This window comes from Veillonella sp. 3627 (genome assembly GCF_003992195.1).
Lineage (GTDB): Bacteria > Bacillota > Negativicutes > Veillonellales > Veillonellaceae > F0422.
The window spans coordinates 103,470-124,259 of the sequence record NZ_RQVG01000006.1 but is presented as its reverse complement, the minus strand read 5'-3'; the positions used below and the strand labels follow the sequence as shown (position 1 = coordinate 124,259).

16 protein-coding genes and 5 tRNA genes are annotated in these 20,790 nt (G+C 41.7%); 3 read left to right on the top strand and 18 right to left on the bottom strand.

Annotated elements, in window-relative coordinates:
• Nucleotides 1-2,032 precede the first annotated feature (2,032 nt).
• A complete protein-coding gene (gene hcp, locus EO114_RS04615; protein WP_009352798.1) occupies nucleotides 2,033-3,598 on the bottom strand; it encodes a hydroxylamine reductase in 1,566 nt (521 codons plus the stop codon).
• Nucleotides 3,599-3,852: 254 nt separating this feature from the next.
• Between hcp and EO114_RS04610 the strand changes: the two genes are divergently transcribed.
• Nucleotides 3,853-4,563 (top strand): Crp/Fnr family transcriptional regulator, encoded by a 711-nt coding sequence (locus EO114_RS04610; protein ID WP_009352800.1) that lies wholly within the window; start codon nucleotides 3,853-3,855, stop codon nucleotides 4,561-4,563.
• A 150-nt stretch (nucleotides 4,564-4,713) separates the two neighbouring features.
• Here the strand turns inward: EO114_RS04610 and EO114_RS04605 are convergent, their stop codons facing one another.
• From EO114_RS04605 to fusA, 17 genes are all read right to left on the bottom strand, one after another.
• Nucleotides 4,714-6,087: an LPO_1073/Vpar_1526 family protein gene (locus tag EO114_RS04605; protein WP_127061798.1), complete on the bottom strand. Its 1,374-nt coding sequence runs from the start codon at nucleotides 6,085-6,087 to the stop codon at nucleotides 4,714-4,716.
• A gap of 134 nt (nucleotides 6,088-6,221) precedes the next feature.
• Nucleotides 6,222-6,297: transfer RNA gene (locus EO114_RS04600), tRNA-Val, on the bottom strand.
• Nucleotides 6,298-6,300: 3 nt separating this feature from the next.
• Nucleotides 6,301-6,375, bottom strand: a tRNA-Glu gene (locus tag EO114_RS04595).
• Between the two features lie 10 nt (nucleotides 6,376-6,385).
• Nucleotides 6,386-6,461: transfer RNA gene (locus tag EO114_RS04590), tRNA-Lys, on the bottom strand.
• A 27-nt stretch (nucleotides 6,462-6,488) separates the two neighbouring features.
• A tRNA-Asn gene (locus EO114_RS04585) sits at nucleotides 6,489-6,564 on the bottom strand.
• 10 nt (nucleotides 6,565-6,574) lie between these two features.
• A tRNA-Gly gene (locus tag EO114_RS04580) sits at nucleotides 6,575-6,649 on the bottom strand.
• A gap of 238 nt (nucleotides 6,650-6,887) precedes the next feature.
• Nucleotides 6,888-7,193, bottom strand: a complete 306-nt coding sequence (locus tag EO114_RS04575) for a DUF86 domain-containing protein (RefSeq protein WP_009352799.1) — start codon at nucleotides 7,191-7,193, stop codon at nucleotides 6,888-6,890.
• Nucleotides 7,168-7,368 carry a hypothetical protein gene (locus EO114_RS04570; protein ID WP_240629058.1) on the bottom strand — a complete coding sequence of 67 codons (201 nt, stop codon included), beginning with the start codon at nucleotides 7,366-7,368 and terminating at the stop codon, nucleotides 7,168-7,170. The genes EO114_RS04575 and EO114_RS04570 overlap by 26 nt, the downstream gene beginning before the upstream one ends.
• 166 nt (nucleotides 7,369-7,534) lie before the next feature.
• A complete protein-coding gene (locus EO114_RS04565) occupies nucleotides 7,535-8,599 on the bottom strand; it encodes a nicotinate-nucleotide--dimethylbenzimidazole phosphoribosyltransferase (protein ID WP_127061796.1) in 1,065 nt (354 codons plus the stop codon).
• Nucleotides 8,592-9,638, bottom strand: coding sequence for a nicotinate-nucleotide--dimethylbenzimidazole phosphoribosyltransferase (gene cobT, locus EO114_RS04560; RefSeq protein WP_062403690.1), 1,047 nt, complete (start codon nucleotides 9,636-9,638; stop codon nucleotides 8,592-8,594). The genes EO114_RS04565 and cobT overlap by 8 nt, the downstream gene beginning before the upstream one ends.
• A 493-nt stretch (nucleotides 9,639-10,131) precedes the next feature.
• On the bottom strand, nucleotides 10,132-11,475 hold the full coding sequence (locus tag EO114_RS04555) for an MATE family efflux transporter (protein ID WP_127061794.1): 1,344 nt from the start codon (nucleotides 11,473-11,475) through the stop codon (nucleotides 10,132-10,134).
• Complete coding sequence (locus EO114_RS04550; protein ID WP_126940796.1) at nucleotides 11,472-11,882, bottom strand: hypothetical protein; 411 nt, start codon at nucleotides 11,880-11,882, stop codon at nucleotides 11,472-11,474. The genes EO114_RS04555 and EO114_RS04550 overlap by 4 nt, the downstream gene beginning before the upstream one ends.
• Before the next feature lie 312 nt (nucleotides 11,883-12,194).
• A complete protein-coding gene (locus EO114_RS04545) occupies nucleotides 12,195-13,076 on the bottom strand; it encodes a prephenate dehydrogenase/arogenate dehydrogenase family protein (RefSeq protein WP_127061792.1) in 882 nt (293 codons plus the stop codon).
• Nucleotides 13,077-13,229: 153 nt separating this feature from the next.
• On the bottom strand, nucleotides 13,230-14,138 hold the full coding sequence (locus tag EO114_RS04540) for a DMT family transporter (protein WP_127061790.1): 909 nt from the start codon (nucleotides 14,136-14,138) through the stop codon (nucleotides 13,230-13,232).
• A gap of 176 nt (nucleotides 14,139-14,314) precedes the next feature.
• Entirely contained in the window at nucleotides 14,315-14,788 is a 474-nt protein-coding gene (locus tag EO114_RS04535; RefSeq protein WP_127061788.1) for a YhcH/YjgK/YiaL family protein, read from the bottom strand.
• Between the two features lie 334 nt (nucleotides 14,789-15,122).
• A complete protein-coding gene (locus tag EO114_RS08060; RefSeq protein ID WP_370447247.1) occupies nucleotides 15,123-15,203 on the bottom strand; it encodes a putative holin-like toxin in 81 nt (26 codons plus the stop codon).
• A gap of 393 nt (nucleotides 15,204-15,596) precedes the next feature.
• Nucleotides 15,597-17,666, bottom strand: coding sequence for an elongation factor G (gene fusA, locus EO114_RS04530; protein ID WP_127061786.1), 2,070 nt, complete (start codon nucleotides 17,664-17,666; stop codon nucleotides 15,597-15,599).
• A gap of 268 nt (nucleotides 17,667-17,934) precedes the next feature.
• Between fusA and EO114_RS04525 the strand changes: the two genes are divergently transcribed.
• Complete coding sequence (locus EO114_RS04525) at nucleotides 17,935-19,296, top strand: amino acid permease (protein ID WP_009353213.1); 1,362 nt, start codon at nucleotides 17,935-17,937, stop codon at nucleotides 19,294-19,296.
• Nucleotides 19,297-19,783: 487 nt separating this feature from the next.
• The gene (gene prmA / locus EO114_RS04520) at nucleotides 19,784-20,719 is read left to right on the top strand and encodes a 50S ribosomal protein L11 methyltransferase (protein WP_164723764.1); all 936 of its coding nucleotides are present in this window, start codon (nucleotides 19,784-19,786) and stop codon (nucleotides 20,717-20,719) included.
• Nucleotides 20,720-20,790: the final 71 nt, after the last annotated feature.

The following is a 20,790-nucleotide window of genomic DNA, read 5'->3' as shown; positions in this document are numbered from 1 at the left end:
ATATTAGTTTCTGCTATTTTATCTTAAATATACCTAAAATGCATAGGATTTACTACTTCATTCTTTTATTGCATCATGTATTCATATAGTATTACACAAAAATGCTCATTCTATGCACAGAATTTACTTACTATACTACATTAAAATTATGCTAAGATAACCTTTTTCACTCTTTATCCTTTTTTACTGTATTCACAAACTGAAAAACGATGCCTTTATAGCCCCCTCTACTCCTAAGGAGCGTAGTTATGAGTAGCAGCCTTTGTGGCGCCCCTTACTGACCAAATTACGAAAATGCAAGAAGAGCACGACATGTTCCGGAGCAAACCTAACCACTATATTAGTTCGTGTCGGAATATGTCGTGCTCTTCCCTTTGCCCTATTTAGTTAAGATGCCACAAGGCTGCACAGCATCACAAAAGACGATTGTATTGTACCTATAACCTGTGCTATAATAAAGGCAACAAAAGAAGAGCCATCAACGTGTAGCTGGCGTTAGGCTCATCTCGAAAAAACAGAAATATGAGATTGCCTAACGTGTTAAGGTGTATGAGACCTTATACGTTAGGCTTTTTCATTGTCTACTTAAGTAGATCAACGAGCTGAATTACTAAACCAGCAATAGAAACCATCAAAGAGATTTTCTCATACTTAGTCATAGCAACCACCTCCTCCCATAATAGGAAGAGATGAGCCTAACAACACGTTAATGACTCTTGTAATTTTATTATAACATAATCTATTCGTACTGTTTATATTGACTTAACGCCATTTCTAACAGCAAACTAAGCAAAGCGCAAGTTTGCAACTGACATCCCCTCAAGCTCCCTTTTCCAAAAGGAACGCAGTTAGGTGTAGCAGCCTTTGTGGCCTTCCTTACTACCTAAATCACACAAGCACAAGAAGAGCACGATGTGCCCACGAACAAACATGATGAAATACTGTTTGCGAGGGGGTATACCGTGCTCTTCCCTTCATCTTATTTAGTTAATGCCGCCATAAGGCTACATAGCGAAGCAAGTGATAATTGTATTTAAGCTCGAACTATGCTATACTTAGGGTATCAAAAAGAAGAGCCATCAACGTGTGGTTGGCGTTAGGCTCATCTCAAATAACGAAATCTGATAATGCCTAACGTGTATAAGTACTGGTAATACTTATCTTTACGTTAGGCATTTTCATTGATTATTTAAATAAATCTTTAAATAGGTCAATGATACTTACTATTATAGAAATTAGATACAGTAATAAACTATACGTTTCATACTTTCTCATAGTATCACCTCCCCCTATATTAGGAAGAGACGAGCCTAACTCACGTTAGTGACTCCCTTACCTTCATTATACACCTAACCATACCATGTACAAAATAACAATATTATGAACATCTATCTAAGGAACGCCACAAGGCTGCATAGCGTCACAAGAAACGATTGTATTGTGACTATAACCTGTGCTATAATTAAGACAACAAAAGAAGAGCCATTAACGTGTAGCTGGCGTTAGGCTCATCTCAAAAAGTATGAAATGAAATTGCCTAACGTGTTAAGGTGTATGAGACCTTATACGTTAGGCTTTTTCATTGTCTACTTAAGTAGATCAACGAGCTGAATTACTAAACCAGCAATAGAAACCATCAAAGAGATTTTCTCATACTTAGTCATAGCAACCACCTCCTCCCATAATAGGAAGAGATGAGCCTAACAACACGTTAATGACTCTTGTAATTTTATTATAACATAATCTATTCGTACTGTTTATATTGACTTAACGCCATTACTAACAGCAAACTAAGCAAAGCGCAAGTTTGCAAATGACAACGCCACAAGCACCCATCCCCAGAGGAACGCCGTTACGAGTAGCATCCTTTGTGGCGTTCCTTACTACCTAAATCAAACAAATACAAGAAGAGCACGGTGTGCCCCCGAACAAACATTATGAAATACCGTTTGTGAGGGGGTATGCCGTGCTCTTCCCTTCATCTTATTTAGTTAACACCGCCACAAGGCTGCATAGCGAAACAAGAGACGTCTTAGCCTAAGATCGCTTTCATATCTTCTTCTGGTGTTGTAATCGGATGTAAGTTGAATTTTTCAACTAAGATGCCAAGTACTGTGCCGGACAAGAATTTTGGCAAGGATGGTCCGATGTAGATGTTGCGGATGCCTAAGGACAATAATGTTAATAGGATACATACCGCTTTTTGTTCGTACCAAGACAATACTAATGTCAATGGTAATTCGTTTACGTCACATTCAAAAGCGCCTGCTAATGCTACTGCTACTTGGATAGCAGAGTACGCATCGTTACATTGACCCATATCTAGGATACGAGGCAAGCCACCGATTTCGCCGATGTTAAGGTCATTAAAACGATATTTACCACATGCAAGAGTCAATACCATAGTATCTTCTGGAGTTTGTTTTACGAACTCAGTGTAGTAGTTACGGCCTACTTTAGCACCGTCGCAACCGCCTACCAAGAAGAAATGTTTAATAGCGCCAGCTTTTACTGCATCAATTACTTTGTCAGCTACGCCAAGTACTGTACCATGACCGAAACCAGTTGTCACTTCTGTACCACCGTTGATACCAGTGAATTGTTGTGGCTCTTTATAACCGCCTAATTCAATAGCACGCTCGATGACTGCAGAGAAATCTTTTGTGCCATCTTCGTTGTGTTCCACATGACCGCAGCCATCGAAACCAACCATATCTGTTGTGAAGATGTTCTTAATGTATGTTTGTTTTGGTGGCATAATGCAGTTTGTTGTGAACAAGAATGCACCTGGAACGCCGTCAAATTCTTTTTGTTGGTTTTGCCATGCAGTACCAAAGTTACCTTTCAATTGAGGATGTTTTTTCAATTCAGGGTATGCATGACATGGAAGCATTTCACCATGTGTATAGATGTTAACGCCTTTGCCATCAGTTTGTTCCAATAACATTTTAAGGTCATGTAAATCATGGCCTGTTACTACGATGAAAGGACCTGGTTCTACTGTTAAAGGTACAGTTGTTGGAACTGGAGTACCGTATGTAGTTGTATTTGCTTTGTCTAACAACGCCATACAAGCAAGGTTGATGCCACCGAATTCCATCAATAGGCCTAACCATTCTTCTGCGCTGTGGTCTTTCGCCATTTCTACAAGGCCTTTTACAAACCAAGCGTCAACTTCTGGATCGTTATAGCCCAATACTGCTGCATGCCATGCGTATGCAGCCATACCACGCATACCTAATAACAATGTGGAACGTAAGGATACGATGTCTTCATGACCTTTCCACAATTCTTCCCAATCAAAGTTAGGAATATTAGCATCTAATTTGTTATGCGCATTGTTGATCACATCGATAAACTCTTGTACACGATCTTCGGAGAAGTTTACGTTTGTTACGCACATGAATAAACCACGTTTTAACAATTGTACGTTTTCTAACGTTACTTCTGTAGCTTGCATTGCACGAGCTAAACCGATCAACGCCGCTGTTAATTCGTCTTGTAAATTTGCAACCGGTGCTGTTTTACCACATACACCTTGTACTGTACAACCATTTGGTTGCGCTGTTTGTTCACATTGGAAACAGAACATACTCATAATAACCTCCTTGGGAACTTTGCCCATAAACATGTTTCCTACAACATACTTTGTTTTAGATATCGTTTCTATACACAACCATCCTACAACAGGAGTGCATAGCATTATCTTGTTATCTATGCATTTAGTATAGTATACTGAAAGCAGAAAAAACGTATCCTTGGCTACATTTTATATAGTTTTCCCTATACTTTTATTCATGCTATAATGAAAGTACAGAAATAAAGTATACTCTCTAATTTAACGGAGGTCCTATGTCGACATTACATCCTACATTAGAAACATACATGAATACGATTCAACAATCCCCCTTATGTGCACATATTACACCAGAAAATTTATCACTTTTTTTATCCCATGCAAATGTGAAGGTGCAAAGTTTCAAGAAAAACTCCTTCATCGCCATCGCCGGTGATCCTATGGAAGGCATTGGCATCTTATTAGAAGGTCGTGCTTTGTTAACGCGAGAAAACATGTTAGGACAACGAACTATCGTAACGGAGCTAGAGCCGTCCTCTATGTTCGGAGAAGCCTTGCTCTTTAGTAACCATCCTCTGTGGCCTGCTACGATTGAAGCCACAAAAGATGCGATCGTTTTGTTTTTACCGATTGAGACTTTCACCAAAGCATTTCCGGACTGTCAAACTTGCCAAATCCAATTGCTCACGAACCTCATGCACGACCTATCCGAAAAGGCTATGCAACTGACCCGCAAAGTACATTATCTATCTCTCAAAGGGATGCGCGAGAAAATTTTTGCCTACTTTATGGACCTTCACCGAGTGCAAAAAAAGAACATCCTCACCTTGCCACACAATCGGCAAGAAATGGCAGATGTCCTCAACGTAAGCCGCACTGCACTCAGTCGCGAACTGGGACGTTTACAAGACGAACGGATTATCCAATTCCACGGCAAAGAAGTAGAGTTAGTGGATATTGAAACCATCGAAGATTTTTCATTTTAATATAAAAGGATGCTGCCTTAGCAGCGTCCTTTTTTCCTTCTAAACTGACACTTCTCCTACGTAAATTCTGCATCTATTAACATAAAATCCCCTACCGCATCCGATGCTTTCGTCCGGAAGTGTAGGGGATTATTGTATTCAATTTTATTTCTAGTATCGTCCAGAAGTATCAAACCAAGGAGATACATCAAATTGTTCGTGAATAGTAGCACGTACCATAGCACTGCCCAAATAAATACCTAGCAAAGTGAGATGCAAGCGACTAAGCGGTGCTCGATCATAAATATGACTAAAATCCACTAATAATGGAGAGATACGTTCCAATACTTCATCAAACGATGTACTATCCCAATCAACAGCCTTACCAAAAGCAAGACGAGTTAACCCATTTTGGATACTAATATCTGTGAGTCCAGCTCGCTTGAATAAGCTAGGCAACATATATTCATCCACAGCCATCAATTTCAATAATGAAGAGTTAATACTTTCTACGACAATAGGCATCTTCACTGGCGTATCTTGTACTATGAAAGCTAATTCTTCATGGCTAAATCCACGGTAATCAAATACAAGAGGATAGGAATTTCTCATAATTTGTTGGAATGACAAGGTTTCCCCAAAAGAGATACAACGCAAATATTCTAATTGCTGATACATATCTTCTTTTCGTGGCAAATCGCTCATGAATGGTTCAATATACTTTTCCAAATAATGGCGGAAATTTTCTACTGAATAGTTATTAGAATTTTTAGAATATTGTATGATCAATGAGATAGCTAATGCTTGCAAATGTCCCACTTGTAAATGTACTAAACTCTTCAATGCATCAACAGCTACCAAATATAATGTGCTAGATTGAGGTTGTTCCACCACATCTTTGAAAGTTTCTAAGAGGATTTCTTTCATCCACTCAGTAGAATTCGCTACATACGCCTTTTGTACATGTAATAAACTTTCTTGTAACGCTATATTTTCAAATAAATGCGTAGTTTCTTCCTCTGATTCAGTATCTAATTGCGCCAATATGGCTTCTGTAATCTCAGTAACCTTTTCTTCAGATTCAGGATTTAAAATACCGAATGCAGATTTATATTGAGCTACCGCTTTATCTAGTAATGTTTGCTCTTTTACAGCTAGTTTAATAGACGCCTCTGGTTGAGCCTCTATCGTCTCGGTAATCATACGTTCCGTTACTTTTGGCATAATTCTAGTCGCATCTTCTGCTTCTTCCGGCGGTTGTTCTTTCACAGCACGGACTAATTCTTCTGAGACTATACCTTCTACAAAATCATCTTCCACAGGATCTACGGATAGTTCTTCGTCTCGAAGAGCATAGGGATTTTGAAATGTCCTTCTTTGGTGTTCATAAGGATCATCATATGATAGCGAATCCACTATTTTGTTGCTAGTACTTCCTTTCTTATCCCGAAATAAGAAGTAGCAACATAAAAGAAATAGACAAATCACTCCTAAAATAACCACATATGGTCCATATCGCAATGAAAGTTCTATTAATCCATCCATAGAAAATCCTCCTAGTTATACTGCAATGTTATCTGTCTTTACTATCCTTATTATACCGATTTATGTGTATCTTTAAAAGTACTATTCATACTTTTACCTATAAAAAAGGAACTACCCTTAGGTAGTTCCTAGCGTGGTGGACGATGACAGGATCGAACTGCCGACATCCTGCTTGTAAGGCAGGCGCTCTCCCAGCTGAGCTAATCGTCCATATGGTGACCCGTGGGGGAATCGAACCCCCGATACCGCCGTGAAAGGGCGGTGTCTTAACCGCTTGACCAACGGGCCATGTTGTAAGTGGTGACCCACCCGCGACTCGAACGCGGGACACCCTGATTAAAAGTCAGGTGCTCTGCCAACTGAGCTAGTGGGTCATGATAGTATACTAACCGAAAGTAAGTTGGCTCCTCGAGTAGGACTCGAACCTACGACCGATCGGTTAACAGCCGATTGCTCTACCTGCTGAGCTATCGAGGAATGAACAAACTGGAGCGGAAAACGAGATTCGAACTCGCGACCCCCGCCTTGGCAAGGCGGTGCTCTACCGCTGAGCTATTTCCGCATGTATGCAATCCTGGTTTTCTTTCTTGCGACTGCTTATTTATAATACCAAAAAATTTGGATGGTTGTCAACATATTTTTAACAAATATTTTTTTGTTAAACAGCATATGATAACTTCATCCTATCAACATATAATATTGTTATATTTTCAATATATTAGACAACCTTGATAGACAAGATACAAAAAAGATTGTAGCACACTATCAGGGATATAGCTTGCTACAATCTTTACTATTTTTTAAAACATCTCATTTTCAAAACCATATTCGTCGTCCAATATGGCCACCAATTGTTCTCTCAATTCTGGTAACTTTTCTTTATACGTGCTCCAAATAAGTCTATAGTTATTTTGTCCATAATTATGAGACAACTGATTTCGCATGCCTTTAATATTTTTCCAAGGAATTTCAGTATGGCTATCCTTAAAATCTTGAGAAACCTTTCCTAATGTCTCTGCAATTACTTGAATTTTATATAGCTTAACAGACGCATCTAACCTATCTATTAAATCCAATACATCAACTAATATATCTTTGTTCTCCATAGATATCACCATATATATGAATCATATCTCTATATAAATTTTCTTGAAATCGTTTAGTCAATTTATTTCCATCAGTAAGCAAATCTACATCCATTTGCAACACTTCTTTTAAAGTTTCTAAAAGGCCGCCCACTTCAAACAAACTAATACTATCATTATCAAAAACTACAAACAAATCTACATCACTAATTTCTGTAGCCTCACCACGAGCATAAGAGCCAAAAGATAGGCTGATTTCACGTGATATAGCTCTAGAACCGGAGCAATTAAGTTACGAATCTCATCAAGTGTTTTCATACTACTTCCTCCTTTTCTATATTATACCACATAATTAGTAACTATTACCGTCCATCCTGACGCTTAGATCCCGGTCCATCGACAGCCACGTTTACACTAGCTTCCCCGAATGTTTTCATATCATTTAACATATGCATACCCGCATCAAGGACAGATAGTCCCATGGTGGATCCTAAGGCTTCATCCATTTCAAAGCCATAGAACAGATGCGGCTTGATTCCCAAGTATTTCATTTGTGCTGCTTGCACTGGTTCCCCTGTATGGACAGATGGGAACACGTAATCCATGACTGCTTCGTTGATACATTTTGCAGCTAGTACGGCTGCTCCTGTTTCCGCCGTGTCGAAGACCACTGCCATACGATGGCTTGCCGCCCCCAGGATAAGTCCTGTTAAGACCACCACGTCTGGAGAGCCTACGGTGGCTAATACATGCACGCCGTCTTGGCTCGGCAAATCGTGTTCTGCCAAACTGGCGGTCAACTGTTTTGCCTTTTCTTGAATGCTCAAAGTGCAATTATTCTCTGCCAACAACTCTGCCATCGGATATCCTGTGATTCCTGCTGTGACTGCCAACGCTGAAAGTAAACTTCTTTCACCGACAGTACCGATAGCTATCGTTTGGTACCCCTTGTGGCTCAATTCATCTGCCAAGGCAAAGCCTACTTCTAAACCTTGTTCTACGATGTCAGGTGTCAACGCCGCATGCATGCGGAAAAATTTAGATCCTTTGGCTAATTTATGTTGACGCACACCTTCGATGTGACTTGTATCTAATTCTAAGCCTGCATCCACTAAGAACACAGGAGCGCCAATTTTCTTCGCTGCTCCGTGGGTAGCAGAATGTCCAGAGGCTAACCGTTCCATAGCTTTCAAGCTTTCCACGCCATGTGTTTGGTTTTGTGGTCCATCTACAGCGATATCAGCTCCTACGATAACAACAGCATGACGAAGATTATTAGGTTTTTCCTCTTTCAGAATCCCTGCCATACGCTCTGTAATCCCCTCTAGACGTGCCAAGGAATACAATGGTTTTGTTAGGTTGTCGATGCGCAAACGGCATTCCTCCATGGACGGTTTGTGCAATGGTTCGATGACAAAATTACGCATGGTGCTCACCTCCTGCAACTTCGCGGAACATGTCCACGGCTAAGTTCAACATTTGCATTTGCATGGATCCGCCTGTGGCCTCACCCAAGCAGAATCCAAGGTCCACATAGGCCTCTAAGCCCAATGTTTTCAGCGCATCTTTATGAGCTTTTTCAGCGGACAAATGAGATGCCATCACGTAATCCATGGTGTGCGGGTTCATAGCATGCGCAATGAGGGCGCAGGCTGTGGTGTTGAATCCATCGATGACCACCAACGCATGGTTTGCCGCCGCTCCTAGGATAACACCTACTAGGCAAGCAAACTCCAAGCCCCCTACGGCAGATAAAACACCCAATCCATCTGTAGGTGGAATATCTGCATATTTTACTAGTGCATCGTAGACGACTTTTTGTTTCACTTTCAACCGTTCGTCCGAAATATTCGTACCTCGTCCCGTTGCTTCGTTCGCTGAAAGTCCGGAGAACTTCGCTGTAATGACTGCACTGGACGTAGTGTTACCAATGCCCATTTCACCCACTAGGAAAGTATTGAATCCTTCTTTCACCTTCTCTTCTACGAAAGCAATGCCCACCTCAACGGCCTCAATAGCTTTATCCATAGGCATAGCTGGTTCTTCTAACATGTTGTTCGTACCATTCGGCATTACCTTGTGATGGTGTAAGCCTGGCACAGCGGACATATCTGCCGCTACCCCTACGTCGATGACTTCAATTTGAGCACCACAATAATTCGCTAGCGCATTGGCTGCGGCCCCTTTTGGAATCAAGTAGTTCATAGTCATGTGCACTGTTACCTCTTGCGGGTAGGCACTGACACCGATTTTTGCCACACCATGGTCACCAGAGGCGATGATCATACAAGGCTTAGGAGCTGCTGGATTTACTTGATTCGTAGCTGCCGCATAATGCTCTACCATCGTCGCTAACTTACCATATGAACCGTATGGAGTCCCCTTACTCCACTGTTCCCCAATTGCTCGTTCAATCTCTTTATTCCGTGGCACAATCCGTGCCAATGTACTTTCATATAAACTCATACGTCCTCCTATGTGAAACCCATCATAAGAATACAAAAAAGCATAGCCCTAGACTATGCCAAGTTGATTCCATTATAAAGTATTTTTCGGTCAGTTTCAATTTTTATATTCATTTCGTTGTTAGAGTGGAGTCGCCCACATGCATGTTGTAAAAACTGCCCTACGCGAAAGTTTTGACAACATACATGTGGGCTTCCTATACAGTAGCAAAGATGAAACTATAAAAATTGAAACAGACCGGGGGAAAATTGGTGGGGAAAAGATGTTACTTATTTATATACCTCACGTCGGTGAGCTTCTCCCATTCCGCCATATACACAGCGACTCAAACCACACTCTTCCCCCTAGGTCGCCACCTGCTCAGAGCGGTTTAAATTCCTACCCCTCGATAAACGCAAAGGAGCCCCCGTGTATTCCGCAAAAACTTTCGCGTAGGGCAGTTTTTGCGGAATACACGGGGGCTCCCCTCCTTACTTTCATCGCACTATGGAATTTAAACCGATATGAGCGAACGACCTCTCCATTTGTTTGACTGCCACCGCCACACAAATATAATCGCTCGTATAATCTCATCGATAGCCATGGCAATCCACACACCTACAAGTCCCCAACCAAGGACGATACCAAAGTAGTAGGACAAAGTCACCGCAAAGGCCCACATGCCAAAAACGCCGACAAACATAGGAATCCGAATATCTCCTGCTGCTTGCAAACATTGCACCAATACGATATTGGCACCACGTCCAATTTCTAGGAAGATTTCAATAAACATCACAGCTTTCGCCAGATCTATAATTTCTTGATTATCTGTCACAAGTCGCATCACTGGTTCACAGGCAAAATAAAAGAAGGTACTCAATCCGACACCAATAGAAATGCCTGCTGCCGTTGTGAGCCACACACGGCGGGACACTTCTTCTTCTCGTTTAGCCCCCATAAGGAATCCTACCACGATTTGCGCTGCATTGGCCAAAGCAATTGTATACATATAGCAGAAAGTAGCGATGATATATACATACACTTTCGTTGTAATCACCACGAGCCCCATGAGGTTCACCATTTTCATGATAACTGTCTGTGAAAGTTGGTAAGACAGCGTTTCTCCTCCAGATGGTACAGAGATAAACAGCAATTGTCGTAACGTTTCCCACCGGAATGGGCGCAAATACTCTACTTTCAGACGAGCTGTCAACAGTGATTGATGACACCAGATGATAAGACCCAGTCCCAATGCCTTGCTAATCACACTCGATACGGATGCGCCTAAGACACCCATGCTTGGGATGGAACCCCAACCGTAGATAAGTACGTAATTCAGAATAATATGGACCACGTTCATGACAAGGGCAATCCACATGGTGATACGAGGCATGGAGTGCCCCCGAAACACTGCTACATAGGTCATGTAGATACCCGTAATAGGAATGCTGGCAGCGGTGATATTTAAATAGAGTGCGGTTTCTTCTATAATCTCCGCTGGGACCCCAAGCCATTCGCAGAGAGTTTGATGAAAGATAATGACCACAGCCCCTGCGATAACACTGAACACCGTATGAAAGGCAACGCTAATCGTATATACTTCATCAATTTTATCGGCACGCTTAGCTCCCAAATATTGAGCGATTAAAATGGTGGTAGCTGTACTCATGACAATGAGCAAAAACAAGATAATATTGATAATCTGGTTCGCATTGGCTACGGCAGCCACTGCCGTTTCTGCATACTGGCTGAGCATGAATTGGTCCACATTGCCCAATAACATGAGTAAAAATAATTCTATAAAGATAGGGACACTGAGTGCCCCCACCGATAAAGGTACGCTTTTTGTTACTTTCATTCTAATTCAACTTTCTCTAAGGCGCCGTTCTCCACTAAAGATTCCCAGCTTGCTACCAAGCGATAGCGCGCCTCCACTTCTGCCTCTTTCCAATGTTCACCCACAGGGAACCATTCACTAGGTACCTTGCCACATTTCGTAAAATTCAAGGTATACCCCATGGAGCGCACTTCTTTAGACGCCCACCATGCACCTATACGGTCACGACTGTCTAAATAGACTGTATCTAAACCCGTTTCGGATACCCAAGATACAATCTCAGGCCAATACTCCTCAGGGATTACACTCGCTACCAATGTGTCTTGCAACGCTTGATTCGCCACTTCCGAGGGATTGTCTACTCCTACACCTGGCGTATTTTGTACTTCTTCTAGCACTTGATCCACTATACTTTGTGCTGTGTCCATCTTACTATCGCTCCTTTCTATGCTTGTCTTTTATATCTATCTCTTACTATTCCACATTTATAAGACCATGCTGAAAGTTCTCCCATAGATATGCCATGTTTCATTCAAACATCTATTGCTATTATATCACAGGCTATGCGTATAGCCTATGTTGAAAGCCTTCCCTCGTATTACATTGCAATGCATGTATCTTTCACGCTATTTCACTACTAAGCAAAGATATGGATAGGTACCTGGGTTGTACTTTCAAGCACATTAGTTCTTATCGATGGGCAGGCATGGATAAAGAGCGAGGTTGCACTTTCAAATATATTAGTTCTTATCGATCGTCAAACTCGGCAAACGGTCTCGTATCTGTTTAGCTCGCTCCAAGTACTGCCCTAAACTATCTCCATTGTCATCCGCATGGAGCAACTGTTTTACAGCAGCTAATTCTTGTTCTACTTGTTCAATGGCTTTCAACACATTCGTACGATTTCCGTAGATAATTTCTTGCCACATACTTGGCAGACCACTGGCTGTACGGGTGCTGTCTCGTAGGCCTCCCGCCGACAAGCTCATGCGCTTATCTCCCAGTTCATCATTACCTACGGCGGTAATCATGACGGACGCCAGCATATGCGGCATATGACTCACCATGGCCAAGCATCCATCGTGGCGTTTCATGTCCACGTATTCGATGCGGGACCCCACGGCACGTCCCATATCAGCCAGTTCCTGTGCCACTGTGGCATCGTAGGCTGGCTGCGTTTCATCTTCTAGGACAATCCAGCCCATTTTCTGAAAGAGGTCTTTATGAGCCTCTTCATACCCACCTTTTTCAGAACCCGCCATAGGATGTACAGATACGAAGTGCACGCCCTCAGGGATGTGAGCATACACGGCATGAGCAAAGTCATCTTTCGCACTGGACACATCGGTCACCACTTGCCCCGCCTGAAACAGATGGGCTACTTTCACAAAAAGTTCACTATTTGTCTGTGGTGGTAAGGCAAAGACCACAATATCCGCACCCATGATAACAGGTTCCACCGCTGTGAAAGCCTGTGACACACAACCATCAGCCAAGGCGAGGTCGCAAATTTCCTGACGCCGCGCGTAACCGATGACATCATATGTCGTATATGCTCGTAATGCTTTTGCTAGAGAGGCCCCTAGCAATCCTAATCCAATAATACCAACCGTTCGTGCCATCTATTCCTCCTACACGTAACCTCGAGAAACGTATCTATCTACCCTATACAGGCTTTAAGATGCCCCCACTTACTAATAAGGTACAGCTACTTTTACAAGCATCTGTACCCTTCATTCTGTATTTATTAGTTCTACCACGAATTATAGATTCGGTCAACTTTTATTTGTAGCACGACCTTTATCCCATGCCAAGATAAATATTGTAACAATGATAAGGGTCATGCCGATGATATCCCACTGTGTAAACTCATTGCCCAACAACAACCATGCCAGTACCGCTGCCGAAATAGGTTCTATGGATGAAAGTATGGACCCCGTCACAGCACCTACTCGTCGCACCCCTTCTAGGTATGCATTAAAAGAGACTACTGTGCCAAAAATGATGATACTCCAAAACCCACCATAGGTCCACAAATCCCATACAATTCCTTCAGAACTAGGTTGTGTAACTATCCACGCAAAGGCCCCGCCGATAAGCATGCCAAATCCCACGATGGGTGCTGTACCATACTTTTTCAATAGTGGCACTGGTTGTAGCGTATAAATACCAACTGCTACAGCAGATAGCATCCCCCAGGTCAGAAGTGTATCGTCTAACGCTGATATATCCCACACACCTTGCAAAGCAATAATCGCCGTCCCCACCGTAGCTAGTACTACACTGACTACTTCTGCCACCCTTGGCAACGTTAAACGTGTAATAGAGATGTATAAAATAATCAATGCAGGACCTACATATTGTAAGACCGTCGCAATCCCTGCCCCTGCATAGGCAATCGCTTTAAAATAGGTATATTGACACATCCACATACCAAGGACCCCAAATATAACCAACCGCAATGTATCTTTCCAGTCAGAAAAAACCTTAAAAATAGAAGCTCTTCCTTGGTAAAAGGCCGCTACTACCGTAATCACACCAGCAATGACAAGGCGCATAGCTACTACCCATTCTGCCGACATCATCCGCTGTTGTTGCACAAATTGTGAGCACATTCCAGAAAAGCCCCATAGAACGGCGCCTAATGCAATTAGTAACATACCTTTCATTACATATGCGTTCATAGTCCCTCCTTTTACAACCCTTACAAATTATTAACAATTCACGGAATATCTAATTACCATCATCGCTACATCATGTCTGTGTCTGTGTCTGTGTCTGTGTCTGTGTCTGTGTCTGTGTCTGTGTCTGTGTCTGTGTAAGATTATATAGCATCATAATGTGCAGTCAACGCCTAATCTTACTCGGCTAATAGACTTTTATGAATCTTTACCACGACCTTGCGAATTTCTTGTACCTCATTCGGTGCAATCAAGGTGCGATGCAATTCTCCAGGATAAAAAATACAATAATCCCCTGGGCGTACATCAATTTTTACCGTGCCACTTTCTGTAGGATCGTAAAAGTAACAATCCTTGTCATCAAAAGCCTCAACCACGTCCGGAAAAGTTTGACGAATGAGAATCTCCATTTGCTCTTCTCCAGCTACTAGAAATTGCACATCCATGTAATCCTTGTGCCCTTCAATCTTCGTCTCCTCATAGACCCTTGTGTTCACAATATCCACATTGGCATACATCAAGTCACCCTCAATCGGATAACGCCCACCTGCAAACGTCGTGAAATCATGCGCTTTCAAAAACTCAAGAGCACTCTCTACCGCTTTCGGATACCGAAACTGTGTATAATCTATAGCAATATTTTGATATATCATGACTTACTCCTTTATCTCCGTATATAAAAGGCACTCCACAGCGCCCTATGAATCGTATCTATCTCTATCTACTATACTAGCAACACCATATAAGGTCAAACACAAATTCTAAGAGCCCTAGTAATACAAAGCCACCCTAGGTCATTCCATTATTCCCTAAATTATGCCACACAAGAAACTCTACTTTTATTCTGTTACAAACTATGCTATACTAAAAATAACAAAAGAAGAGCCATCAACGTGTAGCTGGCGTTAGGCTCATCTCAAAAAACATGCAAATTGAAATTGCCTAACGTGTGAGGTCCGCAAAACCTCTATTCGTTAGGCGTTTTCATTAGCTATAAAAGCAACGAATAACTTCTACGATTAACATAGAAAATTGAATCAATAAAGATAATTTTTCATATGTAGTCATAGTAACACCCCCTCCCATATTAGGAAGAGATGAGCCAAACAACACGTCGTTGACTCTTCAATTACTATTATACTACAAAATTATTCGTACCGTTAATATTTCTCAAAAAATTTTCTCTGAGGAACGCCATTATGCGTAGCAGCCTTGTGGCGTCCCTTTACTGCCTAAATCAAGCAATCCCAAGAAGAGCACGGTGTGCCCCGAACAAACATTATGAAATACCGTTTGTGAGGGGTATACCGTGCTCTTCCCTTTTGCATTAAGTTAAGAACGCCACAGGCTACATAGCATCACAAGAGACGATACATTATGAAATACCGTTTGTGAGGGGTATACCGTGCTCTTCCCTTTTGCATTAAGTTAAGAACGCCACAGGCTACATAGCATCACAAGTTACGACTCTTCGTGACCCGCAAATCCCGCAATGATTGTTTCTGCTTGTTTATGTGGCACTTCTTCGTATCCATTGAACTCCATATTAAACACACCTTGTCCTTGTGTCATGGAGCGCAATACTGTTACATAATCTAGCATTTCCACCAATGGAACTTGGGCTTTCACCACAGTGATTCCTTCACGCACACCTTGGTCCATGCCGAGTACGCGACCACGGCGGCTATTCAAATCACCCATGATATCGCCCATAAATTCTTCTGGACCGATGACATTCACATTGTAGACTGGTTCTAATAAAATTGGTTTCGCATCAGGCACACCTTTTTTCAAGGCTTGGGCTGCCGCCATTTTGAACGCCAACTCCGAGGAGTCCACTGTATGATAGGAGCCGTCTAATAATGTCACTTGGATACCAATCATTGGATACCCTGCCAAAAGACCTTTTTCCAACGTTTCACGAACGCCTTTTTCTACAGCCGGAATATATTGACGTGGCACAGCCCCACCAAAAATTTTATCGATAAACTCAAACTCACCTTCATATAATGGCGCAATACCAAGCTTCACATGACCATATTGACCATGACCACCACTTTGTTTTTTATGTTTACCTTCTACTTCCACTGTACCTCGAATGGTTTCACGATATGGAATGTACGGAGTTTCTAATTTAGCACGTACTCCATATTTGCGTTCCATTTTTTGTAAAATATGTTCTAAATGCACATCGCCCATACAACGCACTTGCATTTGACGACCTTCCACATCTTTCACCACTTCACAAGTTGGATCTTCTTCAGAAATACGTCCCAAAGCGTTCGCTAATTTTTCCTCTTCCCCTTTTTTCTCTGGTACCATAGCGATGCGGTATAAAGGTTGTGGGAAACGGATTGGTGCATATTGTACTTTAAATTCAGCGGTACCAAAGGTATCTCCTGTTTTCGTTTCTGCTAATTTAGGAATGACCACGATATCGCCGGCTTTTGCAACCTCTACTGGCACTTGTTGTTTACCAATCAAGGTCATCATTTTGCCCCATTTTTCTTCTACATCACGGGTCACATTATAGAGTTTATCTCCTACTTTCAATTCCCCAGAGAACACGCGGATAAAACTTTGTTTTCCCGCAAATGGGTCAAGAATTGTTTTAAATACGAAGCCAGTAAATGGTTTATCTGCCACCACGATATGTTCCTCTTGGGAATCCACACCGATAGCAGTCATCACTTTTTTCGTTGCATCTGGCATATAACGAATCATACGATCTAAGACTTGGTCCATACCTATACGGCTCAAGGCAGTACCACACATGACAGGACATACACGGCCCGTCAACATGCCTTCACGCAAACCTTGACGAATTTCTTCTAAGGTCAATTCTTGTCCATCTAAATATTTTTCTAATAATGTATCATTACCTTCTGCAGCCGCTTCCACAGTCATTTCACGAATTTCTTCTACTTTATCGGATAGCTCAGCTGGCACTTCCACTTCTGTCATATTACCGTTTTCATAGACATAGGCAGTTCGTTTTGCTACGTCTACGACACCTTTGAAAGTAGGCCCTTCACCGATTGGAATTTGCAATGGCATAATCGCTTTACCAAATAATTCCCGCATTTTTTCCAAAGTACCAAAGAAGTCTGCTTTTTCAACATCCATTTTATTGATGAAAGCCATACGAGGCATTTGCAATTCTACGCCATACTCCCAAGCGCGAATGGTATCAATTTCTACGCCTGTACCAGCAGACAATACCATAAGCATACCGTCTGCTGCGCGCAAAGCAGACCGCACTTCCCCATGAAACTCAGAATAACCTGGAGTATCGATGAAGTTAATTTTATGACCTTTCCATTCACAAGGCGCCATGCCTAATTGGATAGTAACATTCCGTTTGATTTCTTCTGGCTCAAAGTCCATAATATGTTTATTATCTTGACCTTTACCAACAAAGTCTACAGCACCACAAGACAATAATAATGCCTCTACTAATGCTGTTTTACCCGCCCCGTCATGGGAGACCACCGCCACGTTTCTGATCAAATCACTAGTATATTCTTTCATGAACATCGTCCTCCTTTACAGCCGAAAACAGTCTATTGTTTTAGTAATTCTACATACTTTTATAAACTCCTTTGAATATACTGAATTTTATATATGCAAATTACGCATAATGTAGAGTTATGTATGAAAAAAACTAGTATCACTTATAGTTACATATTTATCCGTTACTCCTCTACTAAACTAAAATTTTACTAGGTTAATTATATAGTTTATGGTATTCTATTAGATATATCATTTCAGAACATACATGGGAAGGGAGTTATATAGTATGAAAGATAATGAATCAAAGACGTCATTGCATCGTGGGCTGAAAAGTCGACACATGCAAATGATCGCCTTAGGCGCCTCTGTGGGGACCGGCCTTTTCTACGGATCCGCCCCAACAATCCAATTAGTAGGACCAGGTGTTATTTTCTCCTATTTATTAACTGGTATCTTTATTTTCTTTTTAATGCGTATGCTAGGAGAAATGTCAGTTCGTGAACCTGTGTCTGGCTCTTTTACTTATTTTGCAAGTAAATATTGGTCTTCCTTTGCTGGCTATTTATCTGGCTGGAATTACTGGATTGTGTACATGCTTGCCAGTATGGCGGAACTTGCTGCTATTTCAGTATACTTAGATTTCTGGTTACCTGGTATTCCCCATTGGATGACTACGCTAGCTTGTATTACATTAGTGACCGCGATTAATCTCATCAATGTACGTGCCTATGGAGAAGTGGAATTTTTTGCATCACTCATTAAAGTGGTTGCCATCATTGCTATGATTGGCTTCGGTATCTTCCTCATCTTCTTCGGAGATATGGGTACATTCCCGCAAAACTTCTCTAATCTTTGGGTTCACGGCGGATTGTTTCCAAATGGTGCGTATGGTTTCATCGCCTCTATCGCTGTGGTGATGTTCTCCTTTGGTGGGGTGGAACTCATTGGTATCACTGCTGGGGAAGCTGAAAATCCTGAAAAAACGTTACCAAAAGCGATTAACGAGTTGTTAGCTCGTATCCTGATTTTCTATGTAGGTACAATGACTATCATCATGGCACTATCTCCATGGAATGAATTAGGTACTCATGCGAGTCCATTTGTCCAAATCTTTACGAACATTGGCATTCCCGCAGCCGCACATATCTTGAACTTCGTTGTTGTAGTAGCCGCATTATCTGTGTACAATAGCTTGCTATACAGTAATTCTCGTATTTTGCACAGCATGGCATTATCTGGTGATGCACCTAAAATCTTCAAGAATTTAACAGCTACAGGAGTGCCATTGATCGCTACCTTGTTCTGTGCAGCCTTAGCCTTGATTGTTGTATTCTTAACATACATCTTCCCAAGTGCTAGTGATGTGTTCCTACAATTATTGGCTATCATCGTAGCTGGTCTCATCATTGCATGGTTCATCATTCCAGTGACGCACCTTAAATTCCGCAAACAATTTGCTCGTGAGGGTCGCCTTGATGAATTGAAATTCAAATCCATCTTGTATCCGTTTACAAATTACTTCTGCTTTGCCTTCATCGCTATGGCAGTAGGCGTTATGTTAACAATGGATTCCATGCGCACATCCATCTACATCATTCCCGTTTGGATTGGTGCTCTGTACATTGCGTACAAACTTAAGAAAAAATAATATGTAACGCAAAAAGGATAGCTGAGATTGACTCGGCTATCCTTTTCTTATATCCCCATTACTATGAATTTGTGAGCCTCTAGCATGACTTGAGTATATCTACATTGAGTTTAAAATATAGCCTTTTTCCCACCTTGGTAACAATGCAAACTTTCAATGGAAATTTTCGCACTTTTTGCAAATGAATTTTTCTTCAATGGAAAAAATCGCAGTTTTTGCAAATGAAAGTGCTCCCTATGTATTAGATAGTACTATATTTAGAATTTCCTACAAGAAGCGGTTTCGCTAAGTATGACAGATATGATAGTATACTAGTGATAACTAACGTCGTCATTAGTAACGGTGAACACGACTTCGAACTACAGATACGTTAGTATACATGATAATATAACCGCTTATGATTACGTTATGCTTTTGTTATGTTATATATACACTATATTTACGTTGCATTTGTGTTTTATTTGCGTTTTATTTACGAGGTACCACTATGGCATGGCTAGAAATTACACTGACCACGACACATGAAGCGTCTGAACTTATAACAGATACATTGCTCGCACTAGGTGCAGAAGGGGTCTATACGGAAGATCCCTATGAATTTGATCAACTCACAGATGATGGATTTGGTATTATCAAACCAGACCGAGAGGAGCTCTACGATTCCTCTGATGTGACTGTGAAAGCTTATATCGATCCCGACCTATATGCTGTCGATGAATTAGAAGCTCTCATCAACAGTGAGATTCAGCAGTTACAAAGTACTTTCACCATGGATTTCGGACCCCTCAATCTATCTATTACTATGGCTGATGAGTCTGGTTGGGATGATTGGAAAACACAATATCCTCCGATTTCGATGACGGAGCATTTGACGATTATTCCCGATTGGGCGGAGTATAGTCCTCGCGATGATGAACGTGTGATCCGCATCGAACCAGGCATTGCCTTTGGTACTGGCGACCATCCTACTACACGATTGGCGATCCAAGCGATGGCGCAGTACCTCACTCCTGACAGTACGGTCTTCGACGTGGGCACAGGGTCTGGCATTATCGCCTTATCCGCAGGAGCCCTTGGCGCTCAGTCTGTGACAGCCTTTGACCTAGATGAAACAGCCACAGCCAACGCTCGTAACCATGTGGCAATGAATCAATTGGAATCCGTAGTGACTGTACAAACAAATAATTTATTAGAAGGCGTGGCGGAAACAGCCTCTCTCATCGTGGCTAATATTATTACCCCTATCTTGCTACGTTTGCTAGATGATGCCTACCGTTGTCTAGAACCTAAGGGCGTATTCATTATGAGCGGTATCCAAGAGGGAGAAGAACAAACACTTATCGATGCAGCCTCAGCGGCTGGATTTATCAATTTATCTACCACCACAGAAAACAACTGGGTGTGTATTACCTGCCATAAATAGTGGAGAGTGCTATGGTCATCCCTACAACATAATAGCGATAGATTCTTATATCACACGTAGAAACTAAATAT